11 protein-coding genes are annotated in these 13,891 nt (G+C 48.9%); all 11 read right to left on the bottom strand.

The annotated features are described in order from the left end of the window. Positions 1-62: 62 nt before the first annotated feature. Positions 63-1,808, bottom strand: a complete 1,746-nt coding sequence (gene nuoC, locus HHL17_RS13865; RefSeq protein WP_169225295.1) for an NADH-quinone oxidoreductase subunit C/D — start codon at positions 1,806-1,808, stop codon at positions 63-65. Between the two features lie 93 nt (positions 1,809-1,901). Then, positions 1,902-2,540 (bottom strand): NADH-quinone oxidoreductase subunit B, encoded by a 639-nt coding sequence (locus HHL17_RS13860; protein WP_169225294.1) that lies wholly within the window; start codon positions 2,538-2,540, stop codon positions 1,902-1,904. Between the two features lie 46 nt (positions 2,541-2,586). Next, positions 2,587-3,063 (bottom strand): NADH-quinone oxidoreductase subunit A, encoded by a 477-nt coding sequence (locus HHL17_RS13855; protein WP_206155984.1) that lies wholly within the window; start codon positions 3,061-3,063, stop codon positions 2,587-2,589. 225 nt (positions 3,064-3,288) lie between these two features. Next, positions 3,289-3,732 (bottom strand): CBS domain-containing protein, encoded by a 444-nt coding sequence (locus HHL17_RS13850; protein ID WP_169225293.1) that lies wholly within the window; start codon positions 3,730-3,732, stop codon positions 3,289-3,291. 363 nt (positions 3,733-4,095) lie between these two features. Then, positions 4,096-5,904, bottom strand: a complete 1,809-nt coding sequence (locus HHL17_RS13845; protein WP_169225292.1) for a glycoside hydrolase family 35 protein — start codon at positions 5,902-5,904, stop codon at positions 4,096-4,098. 99 nt (positions 5,905-6,003) lie between these two features. After that, on the bottom strand, positions 6,004-7,701 hold the full coding sequence (locus HHL17_RS13840; RefSeq protein WP_206155983.1) for a GMC oxidoreductase: 1,698 nt from the start codon (positions 7,699-7,701) through the stop codon (positions 6,004-6,006). Between the two features lie 124 nt (positions 7,702-7,825). Then, positions 7,826-9,523, bottom strand: coding sequence for a GMC oxidoreductase (locus HHL17_RS13835; RefSeq protein ID WP_169225291.1), 1,698 nt, complete (start codon positions 9,521-9,523; stop codon positions 7,826-7,828). A gap of 76 nt (positions 9,524-9,599) precedes the next feature. After that, positions 9,600-10,175 (bottom strand): gluconate 2-dehydrogenase subunit 3 family protein, encoded by a 576-nt coding sequence (locus HHL17_RS13830; RefSeq protein WP_169225290.1) that lies wholly within the window; start codon positions 10,173-10,175, stop codon positions 9,600-9,602. A gap of 181 nt (positions 10,176-10,356) precedes the next feature. Beyond that, the gene (locus HHL17_RS13825) at positions 10,357-11,106 is read right to left on the bottom strand and encodes a L,D-transpeptidase family protein (protein ID WP_169225289.1); all 750 of its coding nucleotides are present in this window, start codon (positions 11,104-11,106) and stop codon (positions 10,357-10,359) included. Positions 11,107-11,380: 274 nt separating this feature from the next. Then, a complete protein-coding gene (locus tag HHL17_RS13820; protein WP_169225288.1) occupies positions 11,381-12,196 on the bottom strand; it encodes a hypothetical protein in 816 nt (271 codons plus the stop codon). Positions 12,197-12,701: 505 nt separating this feature from the next. Continuing rightward, complete coding sequence (hppD, locus tag HHL17_RS13815; RefSeq protein ID WP_169225287.1) at positions 12,702-13,832, bottom strand: 4-hydroxyphenylpyruvate dioxygenase; 1,131 nt, start codon at positions 13,830-13,832, stop codon at positions 12,702-12,704. Positions 13,833-13,891 lie beyond the last annotated feature (59 nt).

The following is a 13,891-nucleotide window of genomic DNA, read 5'->3' as shown; positions in this document are numbered from 1 at the left end:
TTGGCAACGTCGCCATTCGTTACTGAAATAATTAAGTATTCAAATAACCCAATGGCTAAATGTCATCGGTCTATATCAGCCAGCACATAATCCATTCCGCCCAGTATTGACAATAGATCGGCCACGGTGTAACCTTTGCTGATGAGCGGTATCATCTGCATATGGGGGAATGACGGCGTACGGATACGGGTACGGTAGGAAGCGGTATTACCATCGCTGATGAGGTAATAGCTGTTCCATCCCTTGGTAGCTTCCGTGCATACCATGGCTTCTCCCGGTGGTATAACCGGTCCCCAGCTGACATTGAGAAAATGGTGTATGAGCGTTTCGATGTCGTGCATGGTGTGTTGTTTTACCGGCGGGGTAGCCAGCGGGTGGTGCGATTTAAAATCGCCGGCAGGCATATATTCCAGACATTGTTGTACAATGCGGAGGCTCTGCCGCATTTCTTCCACCCGTACTACCGCGCGGTCGTAACAATCACCATTATGGGCGACCGGGATCTCGAAAGCAAAGTTTTCGTAGCCGCCATAGGGCCTTTTCTTACGCAGGTCCCATTCAAGGCCGCAGGCGCGCAGCCCGGGGCCTGTAACGCCCCACTCTATGGCTTCTTCCAGTGTATAAATACCAATACCTTTGGTGCGTACTTTAAACAGGTAATTTTTCATCACCATCTTATCATACTCCCGTAGTTTACGCGGGAAGTATTCCACAAAATTTTTGACCAGCGTATCCCATCCTTTGGGCAGGTCCTGTGCCACACCGCCGATGCGGAACCAGTTGGGGTGCATGCGGCCGCCGCAGATGGCTTCGATGATTTCAAATACCCGCTCCCTGTCGGTGAACATGTAAAATACAGGCGACAGCTGGCCGAGGTCCTGTGCAAAAGTGCCGTACCATACCAGGTGGCTGGCAATGCGGAACAGTTCACAAAGCATGATGCGGATCACCTGTGCCCTCAGCGGTACCTCAATACCGGCCAACTTTTCCACGGCCAGCAGGTAAGCCAGGTTGTTGTTGACCCCACCGAGGTAATCAATGCGGTCAGTATAAGGGATGTAGGTATGCCATGACTGCCGTTCGCCCATTTTTTCGGCGCCACGATGGTGGAAGCCGATATCCGGTACCGCATCGACGATGTTTTCACCATCCAGTTGCAGGATAATGCGTAACACACCATGTGTGCCCGGGTGTTGGGGACCGATGTTAAGGAACATAAAGTCGGCATCGTCGCTATGGCGCTTCAGGCCCCATTCTTCGGGACTGAACTGCAAAGCGTGTTGTTCACGGTCTACCTTTTCATCGAAGAGTTTAAACGGCCCCATTTCAGTAGCGCGGGCAGGATGTTCCTTACGAAGCGGGTGGCCCTGCCAGGTGCGGGGCATCAGGATACGTTGCAGATGCGGGTGGCCGTTGAACCGGATGCCGAACATATCAAACACTTCCCTTTCGTACCAGTTGGCAGCAGGCCATAGGTGGGTGATGGTGTCTTGGGAAGGGAATTCGCCGTGGAGGCCGACTTTCAGGCGTAAGAACTGATTTCTGTCAAAGGAGAAGAGGGTATATACCAGCGTGAAATCAAATGGCTTGTGGCCGTTTTGCTCTTTTTTGTACGCACGCTCATCGATGGCCGTCAGGTCATAGAGCATACGAAAAGGCATTTTGATATCGTGTTTGAGGTATTGTAGTATGGCCACAATCTTCTCCTGTGGCGTCCTGAGGGTGGGCGTCTCATCCCGTGTAGTGAGCGGCGCGATGATATCTTCGCCGAAACGGGAGCTTAATTCCGCTACAATGCTCTCTGGCATGGCGTATTAAGTTTGACTGTGAGGGACAGGATTGTTGTTGGTTCGTTCGTGCTTAAGTATTATTCATACAACCGTTACTGTTAGTAAATAATTTTATATTTCGTCGGGTGTTTTAAACTGTGTCATTTGTTGTCTATGATCGTGTAGCCGGTCCCGTTGGGATGTCTTTTCCGGGCGTATCACGCCCTGATCGCCGATTACCCAGCTGAGTGGCCGTTGTTCCTTGCCTACGCTGTCGCGCAGCAGGAGCAGTCCCTGCATGAAAGCATCGGGCCGTGGCGGGCATCCGGGTACATATACATCTACCGGGAGGAATTTATCCACGCCCTGTACGACGCTATAGATGTCGTACATACCGCCGGAATTGGCGCAGGAACCCATAGAGATGACCCAGCGGGGTTCCATCATTTGTTCATAGAGACGTTTGATGACGGGCGCCATTTTGATGAATACGGTACCAGCGATGATCATCACATCTGCTTCACGGGGAGTACCGCGGATCACTTCGGCGCCGAAACGGGCGAGATCGTATTTGGGAGTCATGGCAGTGGCCATTTCCACGAAACAACAAGACAGACCGAAGTGAAAGGGCCACATGGAGTTTTGCCGTCCCCAGCCGAGGAGGCGTTCTACGCTGGAGAACAACACGCTTTGTTGCACCACGTCTTCCATAGAGGTGTTACCAGCTGTTTTACCAGCGGGGTCCCCGGCTTTTGTTAACCACCATTTCATATTATGCAGGTGTTATTGTTGAACAATGAGCACGGAGCATACGGTATTAGGTCACGGCCTGTTGCTGTTGAAGCGGCGTAAAAGAATCGTTTTGTGCCTGGCTTTCCTTTTTGCGTTTCTTGTATGCGCGTAAAATCTTCCGGCCATCCGGACCGAAGTCCAGCGCACCATTCCGCCACTCGTATATCAACACGGCCAGTAGGATGAGAATAAATACGGATACGCCTGCGAAGCCTACCCATCCCACTTCCTGGTAGGCGATAGCCCAGGAAATGATCAATACTGTTTCAATGTCAAAAATGACAAACAGCATCGCTATCAGGTAGAATTGAGAAGGGAAGCGAAGTCGTGCAGAGCCCGTGGAAACTATACCGGATTCATATGCTTCACCGGTAGCACGGTCTTTATGCCGTTGCCCAAGTACATAAGACAGCCCCAGTATGAGACTAACCAGTATCAATACTATGCCGCCATATGCTACAAATGGCCAAACAGGGATGGTATCATTAACAGCGCTTTGCAAGGTGTTCGCCCTCCCGAGCGATTGGCTTTAAAGTTCCGTTTATTACCAATCTTTTGAGTCTGCTATTGAAGAATTGTGTCTTTAATCAAAACCGTTTTGGGGTAGGAAGAAAATATTGTTTCATAGTTAGTTATCATAACGTCAGAAACCTCATAACGGTATAGGCTATATGTTAATCTGAAATTACAAACAATCCGGCAAAAAAACAAAAATGTTTTCCCTGCATCATGTATGCGTGCCGGTAATATAACATTCAAGACTGGTAATGATATGGCGCTGATCGTCTATAATAAATTTCACCACGTCTCCAATGGAAATAAGGCCCATCAGTCTTCCCTGCTCATCGGTAACAGGCAGGTGACGAATACGTTTGTCTGTCATCTTCACCATACAGTCTTCAATAGAGTCGTCTTCAGTAACAGTGATAGGACGCTCTGTCATGATTTCACGGATCAGTGTTTCCTTGGACGCACGACCCTTTAAAATAACTCTGCGGGCATAATCCCGTTCAGAAAAGATCCCGAGGAATCTGTCATGCTCGTCTACTACGGTGAGTGCGCCCACATTACGGTCTACCAACATTTGCAGGGCTTCGAAAACGGTGTTATCCGGGCGGATAGAGTAAACTGCATGACCCTTGCCCTGCAGGATATTACGTACTTTTCCCATGGCAAGCCTGTTTTAGAAGGTTAAGAAATATGAAAAACCAAGTTTACCTAAGTTAAGCAATTTAACCGGGAATATCAAGCAGGAATTCAAACCGCCCTGCCGCCCCGGGTTTCAGCCCGGCGGATGAAATATGCCCGCGGGCAAAGCCCCAATCCCCATCCGCATTCGCGGATTCCGATGCGATCACACGGATTCACGGATTTCTCCGCCCCCCGGAAACCCAGGGCTGAAGCCCTGGGCTATGATGTTATTCAGGCTGTTTTAATGAAAAAAATGGAGTTGTGCAATGATATGAGTGTAGTTTCAATGAAAGACCCCGAACTGTAATTAGTCCGGGGTCCTATATAACGATATAGCATACTACTAGTACAATGTTTCCACGCCTTTTACCACAGCGGGCTTGTCCTGGTGTAAATCCAGCACAACGATCTCATTATTGCCTTTTTTCAGCCAGGAAGCGGGGCAATACAAACGATGCTGCGGGCCTATCTCCCAATAGCGGCCCAGATTATGCCCATTTACCCATACCAGCCCTTTTTTCCACGCGGATACATCAATGTAGGTATCGCCGGTTTGCGTCAGGTTGAAAGCACCTTTGAAAAACTGTCCGGGTTTGCTGGTATTCCCGGAGGAAGCGGTAAGACCAGCAACATCTTTGTCTGTCAGCGGCAAACCATATACATCCCAGTTCATCAGGGTCATACCATTGAGCGTAACCCGCTCTGTAATGCCTTTACGGTCTATGATCGCGTCAGCGAAGTTGATGCGCCCCATTCCTTCCACGAGCACTTCCAGGATGGGATCAGCAACGTCGGTTTTAGGCAGCTCTATTGACTTCTCTCCCAGCCTGCGATCTATTTTACCAATGTATTGTCCGTTGAGAAACACAGTAGCATAATCGTGCAGGTCCCTGATCACCAGTTTTCCGCTTTTATGGCCGATGAGGGTTGTTTTATACAGCATCAAGCCATAATCCTGGCCATAAGCCTCAAATGGGCGGGGCTGTACGTCATGCACTGCCTGTGGAAGATGGTCCCACAAACTGGTAAAGGGTGTCAGGGTCACTTCCGGAAAGCTGATCACGGGAATGGGTGCCGGCACAGGGGGCAATTTTTTGCCTTTAGGGAGATAAGAAGCCAGCAATTGGCGCAATGCTTCGTATTTAGGCGTAGCCCTTCCCTGTTCGTTAATCGGTGCATCATAATCGTAACTGGTCACATCGGGTTCGTAGCCTTTACCACCTGAGTTGGCGCCGGCGGTATAACCGAAGTTGGTACCACCATGGACCACGTACAGATTGAACGAACGTTTGGTATCCATGAGGAACTTCACTTCTTTCACGATACCCTCCGCCCCTGGCCGTTGCCAGGCTTCGCCCCAATGCGTCAGCCAACCAGGATACGATTCGCTGCTAAAGGCCGGTACATTGGGATTTTGTTTTTTAGCCGCCGCAAAGTCAGCCTCCGACCCACCGGAATCCAGGCCAATAGCGGCGCCAGCTACGGTGCCAGCTTCCAGCATAAAGGCAGTAGGGCCATCAGCAGTATAAAAAGGTATGTCGATGCCGTTTTTCACCCATAGGTTTTTGAGTGCCTGCAGGTAATTTTTGTCATTGCCATAACTGCCATATTCATTTTCGATCTGCATCATCACTACCGGGCCACCCTGGGTCACCAGCATGGGTTTCACTTCAGCGGCGAGGTTCGTTACATAACGTGTTACCGCCTCCATATAACGCGGGTCCATGCAGCGTACTTTGATATCAGGCGTCTGCAACAGATAGGGAGGCAGTCCGCCAAACTCCCATTCGGCGCATACATACGGACCGGGGCGCAGTATCACCCACATGCCCTCCTCCTGTGCTATGCGGATAAACTCCGCAATGTTGTGATTGCCGGTACTAAAATCAAACTGTCCTTTTGCCTGCTCATGGTAGTTCCAGAACACATATGCGGCAATAGTATTACAGCCCATGGCTTTGGTCATTTTAATGCGATGACGCCAGTATTCATGCGGAATACGCGCCGGGTGCATTTCCCCGCTGATCATCCGGAATGGTTTACCATCCAGCAGGAACTCCGATTTGCTGAAGGCGAAAGTGTGTTTTTGTTGCGCAGATGCGGCCTGTCCCAGGCAGCAGGACAAAGCCAGTGCGAGTATTGTTTTTTTCATTGGTCCACTGTTAAGCTGTTGCAAAGTATCAAAAAAGCGAAGACCCAGGCAAATGTTTCCTGCCAGGGTCTTCGCTTTCCTTGAATACAATTATCTTTTTTAGATGTTTCCTTTCTTCAGTTCACTTACTGCGTGGTCGCAGGCTCTTGCTGTCAGCGCCATGTAGGTGATAGATGGGTTTACGCAGGAAGAAGAAGCCATACACGCGCCATCAGAGATGAACACATTTTTCGCTTCATGCACCTGGTTGAAACCATTGAGCACGGAGGTTTTCGGATCTTTACCCATCCTGGCGGTGCCCATTTCGTGGATACAGTGACCGGGAGGTGGTGCGGAGTCATAACCATGTACATTTTTCAGTCCGGCTGCTTCCAGCATTTCTTTGGCGCTCTCCTGCATGTCTTTACGCATGGCTTTTTCGTTCTCCTTGAATTCGCAGTCGATATCGAGCGTAGCCAGGCCGTATTTGTCTTTTTTATCTTTGTTGAGCGATACTTTATTTTCAAAGTATGGCAGGTGTTCACCCCAGGAACCAATACCCATGCCCCATTTGCCGAGGCCTTCCTGTGCTTCTTTTAATGCTGCGCCGATACCGTCGAAGCTTTCGCCTCTTCCTCTGCCGGCACCACCCTGATAACCGAACCCGCGAACGTAATCCTTCTGTTTCGTTTGTTCGTTCACGTTACGGAAGCGGGGAATATAGATACCGTTGGGCCTACGGCCTGCGCCATGGTATTGATCTTCAAAGCCATCAAACTCTCCGCCGGCGCCTACGCCAAAGTGGTGATCCATCAGGTTGTGGCCCAGCTGTCCGCTGGCATTACCGAAGCCATTAGGGAAACGGTCAGATACGGAATTGAGCATGACCCAGGTAGTACCCAGCGTGGAAGCGTTCAGGAAGATGATATTAGCGTAGTACTCTACTGTTTGCAGTGTATGCGCATCCATCACGCGAACACCGGTAGCTTTACTTTTATCTTTGTCATACAGCACTTCCAGCACGATGGAATCCGGGCGCAGCGTGAGGTTACCGGTAGCGGCGGCAGCCGGCAGGGTAACGCCGTTGCTGCTGAAATAGCCGGTGTACGGACAACCGCGGGCACACATGCTGCGGTATTGACAAGGGCCACGGTTATTGAGGCCTTTGGTAAGATGTGCAGCACGACCGATAGTCATGATGCGGTCATTAAATCTCTCTTTGATACGGGCAGCCACGTGTTTTTCCAGGCAGTTCATTTCCATGGGAGGCAGGAAAACACCATCAGGTAATTGCGGCAGTCCTTCCGCCTGTCCGCTTACGCCGATGTATTTCTCAACGTAGGCGTACCAAGGCGCGATGTCTTTATAGCGGATAGGCCAATCCACACCGTGACCGTCTTTCGCGTTGGCCTCAAAATCGAGGTCGCTCCAGCGGTACACCTGGCGGCCCCACATGATGGAACGGCCACCTACATGGTATCCGCGCAGCCAGTTGAATGGCTTTACTTCGTTGTAAGGGTTCTCTTTATCATTCACCCAAAATTGCTGGGTAGCTTCGTCAAATGCATAACAACGGCTCTGGATGGGATGGTTTTCCCGCATCTCATTGCTGGTCTGCAGGTGGTGTTTAAACTCCCAGGGGTCCATGGTAGCAGTGGTGTAATCCTTGATATGCTCCACATTACGGCCCCTTTCCAGCACCAGTGTCTTTAATCCTTTCTCCGTGAGCTCTTTGGCAGCCCAGCCGCCGCTGATACCGGAGCCTACCACGATAGCATCGTAGGTATTTTCTTTTGTCGCTTTTATATTAAGGTTCATGATATGTTGAAGTGTGGTGTGGAATCAAAAATTGAAATGCAGCGAGTGATACCGCTGCATTTCAGTTTTCCCTAAATTTTACTAAATCAAAAATTAAATGATCAATATGTCGATAATCAAATAATTAGATGTTGCCTTTCTTCAGTTCCTTCACAGCATAGTCAGCAGCGCGTGCGGTGAGGGCCATGTAGGTGAGGGACGGGTTTACGCAGGCCGCGGAGGTCATGCAGGCGCCGTCTGTTACGAACACGTTTTTCACTGCGTGCATCTGGTTGAAGCCGTTGAGCACAGAAGTTTTTGGATCGCGACCCATACGGGCGGTACCCATTTCATGGATGGCCATCCCCGGATAAGAGCCGTTATCGTATGTTTTCACGTTTTTGAGACCGGCCGCTTCCAGCATTTCGGCAGCGTCGTTCATCATGTCCACGCGCATTTTCTTTTCGTTCTCTTTGAATTCGGCATCGAATTTCAACACTGGCTGGCCCCATGCGTCTTTCACAGAAGTATCGAGGGTGACCATGTTGTCTTCGTACGGCAGACATTCACCGAAACCGCCGAGGCCCATGCTCCAGTTGCCGGGTTCGGTGAGCATTTCCTTGAAGTCTTTACCTACGCCCATTTCAGCGATGCCACGGCTCCATCCGCCACGACCGGCGCCACCCTGGTAACCGAAACCGCGGAGATAGTCGCGCTTGTCGTTACCAATGTTGCGATAGCGGGGAACGTAGATACCGTTTGCACGACGGCCGAAGAAGTATTTGTCATCGTAGCCTTCTGCGGTACCGGAAGCGCCTGTACGGAAATGGTGGTCCATCAGGTATTTGCCCAGTACGCCACTGTCGTTGCCCAGTCCATTGGGGAAGCGGGAAGAAGTGGAATTAAGCATCACAAAGGTGGAGCCAAGTGTAGAACCGTTGATGAAGATGATCTTAGCGTAGTATTCCACCATTTCTTTGGTGTTTTTGTCGATCACCCTTACACCGGTTGCTTTGCCTTGTTTCTCGTCGTAGATAACGGAGTTTACGATGGCATCCGGATGAAGCGTCAGGTTACCGGTGGCCATGGCTGCCGGCAGTGTAGACGACTGGGTGCTGAAGTAGGCGCCAAACGGACATCCGCGGCTGCACAGGTTACGGAACTGGCAGCTCTCACGGCCGGGCAGTGGCTTGGTAATGTTTGCCACGCGGCCCATGGTGATGATACGGCCCTTATATTTGCCTTCGATGGCTTTTTTCACGTCTTTTTCCACGCAGTTCATTTCCATAGCGGGCATGAACTGGCCATCCGGCAGTTGAGGCAGTCCTTCTTTCTGGCCACTGATACCGGCAAACTTCTCTACATAGTCGTACCAGGGCGCAATTTCTTTATAACGGATCGGCCAGTCAACAGCAATACCGTCTTTCAGGTTGGCTTCAAAGTCAATGTCACTCCAGCGGTAGGACTGACGGCCCCACATGATGGATTTACCGCCCACGATGTCCGGACGGTACCAGTCGAAGCGTTTTACTTCGTTGTATGGGCTTTGAGAGTCGTTGATCCAGTATTTTTCGTTGTGCTCACTATATGGATAATCGCGGCTCAGTTTAGGATGGGTTTCGCGCTGATCTACCGTTATGCGGCCACGGTGAGTAAATTCCCATGGGTCTTTGGTCGCTGTTTCGTAGTCCTTCACGTGTTCCAGTTTCTTGCCACGGTCCAGCATCAATACCTTCAGGCCTTTTTCAGTCAGTTCTTTGGCAGCCCAGCCACCGCTTACACCGGAGCCGATGACGATGGCATCGTAGGTGTTCTGCTCCTGTGCTTTGATATTTAAGTTCATGGAAAGTCATTATGGGTTTGAAAAGAAAGATACCGGCCGGCGCAGGCCAGCCATTCCGTCTATCTGCAATGACAGCTTAAACGGCCCAGGCTTTATCACCTTTTTTGTAGGGGATGCAGCCTTCATACTTACCAGGTACCGGCACATAGCGTAATGCCTGTGTAGCGCCTTCTTTGGAAGTGAAATACCCCAGCAGGGTCAGTTCCTTCAGGTACTGGAAGTAGTGGGTAGGGTCGCCTTCTTTCTTGTCTTTCCGTTTGTTGTACTCTACCCGCTCTTTATCGATCTGGGTGAGTAATTCGGTACGCTGCTCAGGGGTAATGTCCATAAAGTTCTTTTTGAACTGTTTCTGGCTGGCAGCATCAATTTTTTTCAGGCCTTCGAGGAATACCTCCTGGTCAGTTTTTTTGTAGCAATCGTTCATCATCACTACAATGAAATCATCAACCTTGGTGGCTTTGGCACCAGGAGTACTGGTGGTGGGTATGATGGTTTCCGCTATTTCAGCCAGTAACGCTTTGGTTTCAGGCTTGTGCAAATCATAGTTTTTCGGTGCGGAACCGGTGCAGCTTTCTAATGCTGATAACGTGGAAGCGGAAATGGCAGTCCCCAACAAAATCGCCACATTCCTGATTGCGTCTCTTCTGTGCATAAATAGTATATTGATTTGACCTTCGGACAAGTTTCAAAAAAAAAATCTAAAAAACAAATAGAATAATGATGAAATACGCTTGATAGATGCCGAATCGTTGAAAAAAACGAAGATCCGGGCAAATTATTATATGCCCGGATCTTCGTTTTATTTTACCAGTGGTCAGGAAGACTTTCCCGGCCTACATAATATACTTGCCTCTGTCGTCTACCATAACAACCGGCAGACGGTGGTGTTTCTCAAAATAATCATATGCGGACCTCAACTCTGTCCAGAACTGTTTGGAGGAATTGTCTGTCAGGGAGAAGTTGCCCAGGTACTCCAGTGACCGGCTGTTACCGAATTTCACGGGGAACACGTGCACGGGAATAAAGTCCTGTCCGGCATTTTTAGCGTTTACAGCCAGGATGTACACCTCATCGATGAATTCGTTGGTCAATGGAATGCAGCCTACAGTGATACAATCGCCATGGATGTAGATTTCACCACCCGGCTTTTTCTGATCGCTCAGGATGCGGTCGGAAAAGTTGGGATAGTTGATACCGAGCGACAAGTGATAGTTGCTATTCGGGTTGAAGTCGTTGATATAATAGAATCCTTCCGGCACCTGACGGTCGCCTTCTTTTCTTTTAGGCCCCATTTTACCGGACAGGGTACATACCCGGTACGATTTAAACAGGCGGAACGTATCGGCCACACTATTTTTCACCCAAATTTCCATTTCACTGTCCAGCTTGAATGAGCGGACAAAAATGTATTTGGCGGGATAAGTAAGGCCTTTTTTCTCAAATTCCTTCTTTAGTAGTTCTTCTTTTTCCCGGTATGCCTCCCCTACTTTAGGGAACATTTTCTGATTATCCAGGAAAGACTGTTGAGCCGAAAGGGTACCTACCCCCAACAACAACATAGCCAAAACAATAAATCGCTTCATATCAGATTTCACAAAATTTTAAGAATTACACCAGATTTACGTAGGCAAGATAAAACAATAAGAATGACAAAATGAAATATATCACCATACTTACCTTTCTGTTGGCTATCTTCAATATATAGTGCTTGTGCCCCTGATAGATCAATATCGCCGTAAATGCCTGAAAAATCCCACCTAATAAAAACAGTACGCCAAACAGTGTTTGTATGCTCATAAAAAAACGAAACAGTTAATATGAATATTGTACTGTAAAGTTACGCGAATATTGTTATCCTTAAAGTTTTGTCCATTCCAGTTTAACAGTTCCTTCATCCATACAATTGCGGAAGGTGCCGCGTACCGGGTACTTGCTGGCATTGTAGGCGTAGGTATAGGTGTGGGTGTAAGTCCGTGAAGAATGGGCGGTGCTGATGCTTTCGGACAGTACGTTATGGGCCGACAGGTTGGCGGGTGTCACGTCCATCAGATAAGCCAGTTCAGGGCAAAGCTGTTGCGGGTTCTGCTGGCGGTCGTAGGTATAAGTCACGGTGGAGGTCAGGTTAAAACGGTTTTGTCCGGGCTGTTTGCCATAATTGTCCATCTGGGCCACATTATTGTCCTTATCCCAGGTATACTGCTGATAACCGGTGATTTCCCGTTTAGCCGGCTGCACCGCCAGATGGTAACGTGCACTGATTTTCCCGTCAGCGTTGTACACGAGGGAATCCACGGTGTATACCGCATTGTTCCGGTAATAGCTGATCGTTTGCAGTTGATTGCCGCCGGGCGCATAGCTGAAGGTCGCGTTCAGATCGCCGGTGAGGGCTGTGGCATCGTCGGTGGAGAGTGTTTTAACGAGGCGGCCGTTCTCATATACCGGCAGCTGTATATCCTGCCAGGTGGAACCGTCTTCCGCCTGATGTACCTGAACGATCTTACGGAGTGTCTTGTCCGGGTTGTACTCCAGCGAGGTATTGCCTGCCGGAGATGATATTTTGTGCAAATAAGTGCCGCCGGGCGTGTCTTTATCTGTCCGGAAAGCAGTAGCGAAGGCCATTGATGTTAACAACAAGGCGCAGGTAGCCCATTGGGCGTTGGCATAATGTAGCATAGGTGTATATATTTAAAAATTTATCTATCTAAATATTTTAAAATATTATATATACAAATAGGGAAAAAGCCAGGGAATATGGTTTTTATTAAAGCATTGATTTTCGTCGGATATATCTACGGAAAACGACGTAAAATGGTTTTAGTGAAGATAATAAAAATACATTATAAATTATAATATATATTTTGTTTTTATAACAATCTGGGAAGATATAAAGACAGGTCTAAAGAACAGCTGATGAGTACGCTTGTAAAAAAGGAAAGCCGGAAGGTGGCGGCACAAAAGATGGTAAAGAATCACCTGGGTATATTGCCTGTAACCTGCGGATGCCGCAACAAACCCATAGTGCCGGGCCCTCTATGTCATCAAGTGCAATAAAAAACCGCACTGCGTTTCCACAGTGCGGTGCAGGAGTTGTGTTTGTTTTAGCCTTCAGCAATTTAGCAGGCTTGCGATGGAGGTTGTAACCAAAGCCGGGCTTTGGGCCGCTGTTCTATCTTAACAATTATAAATTACCGCGCAGGGCTTGTTCTCTTTCGATGGATTCAAACAGAGCTTTGAAGTTGCCTTTACCGAAAGACTGGGCACCTTTACGCTGGATGATTTCAAAAAATACGGTCGGACGATCCTGAATGGGCTTGGTGAAAATCTGCAACAAATACCCTTCGTCATCACGGTCCACCAGGATGCCGAGCTTACGCAGCGGTTCTATAGACTCATCGATGGCACCTACTCTTTCCAGCAGTGTATCATAGTAACTATCAGGCACGGTCAGAAACTCTACGCCGCGGTCCTGCAGATCGGAAACGGTTTTGATAATATCATTGGTAGCGATAGCTACGTGTTGCACACCCGGGCCGCCATAGAAATCCAGGTACTCTTCGATCTGGGATTTTTTCTTTCCTTCAGCAGGCTCATTGATCGGGAATTTCACACGACCGTTACCGTTACTCATTACCTTACTCATGAGTGCCGAGTATTCGGTAGAGATATCGCTGTCATCGAAGGAGATCAGGTTTTTGAAGCCCATAGTGCGCTCATAGAAAGACACCCAGGTATTCATTTCGTTCCAGCCTACGTTGCCCACGCAGTGGTCTACATATTGCAAACCGGTATCTGCCGGATTGTAGGCAGTTTTCCATTCTTTGTAACCGGGCAGGAACGGGCCGTTATAGTTTTTACGTTCAATAAAGAGGTGTACGGTATCGCCATAAGTCTGGATACCGCTGCGTACCACTTCACCAAACTCATCTTTTTCCACTACTGGCTCCAGGTACGGTGTAGCGCCGCGTTTAACGGTTTCTTCGAAAGCAGAACGGGCATCGTCTACCCAGAGTGCCAGCACTTTTACACCATCGCCGTGTTTGGCCACGTGGCGTGCGATGTCGGTATCGGGCAACAGGGAGGTGGTCAGTACGAAGCGCAGTTTGTTCTGTACCAACACATAGGAAGACCGGTCTTTTACACCGGTTTCAGGGCCGGCGTAGGCCACTGACTGAAAACCGAAAGCGGTCTTATAATAGTGGGCTGCCTGTTTTGCGTTTCCTACGTAAAACTCAACATAATCAGTACCGTTCAATGGCAGAAAGTCCTGCTGACCGGTCAGGCTAGAAGCGTTTGCTACTACGGTTTCCATAATTCAGTGTTTTAGATTTTTGTTGTTTAAGTTGTTTTGGTGTTTAAGTTGTTTTGGTG

This window comes from Chitinophaga fulva, assembly GCF_012927205.1.
GTDB classification, from domain to species: Bacteria; Bacteroidota; Bacteroidia; order Chitinophagales; family Chitinophagaceae; genus Chitinophaga; species Chitinophaga fulva.
The sequence above is the reverse complement of the archived record's forward strand: the minus strand, read 5'-3'. Positions and strand labels throughout refer to the sequence as shown.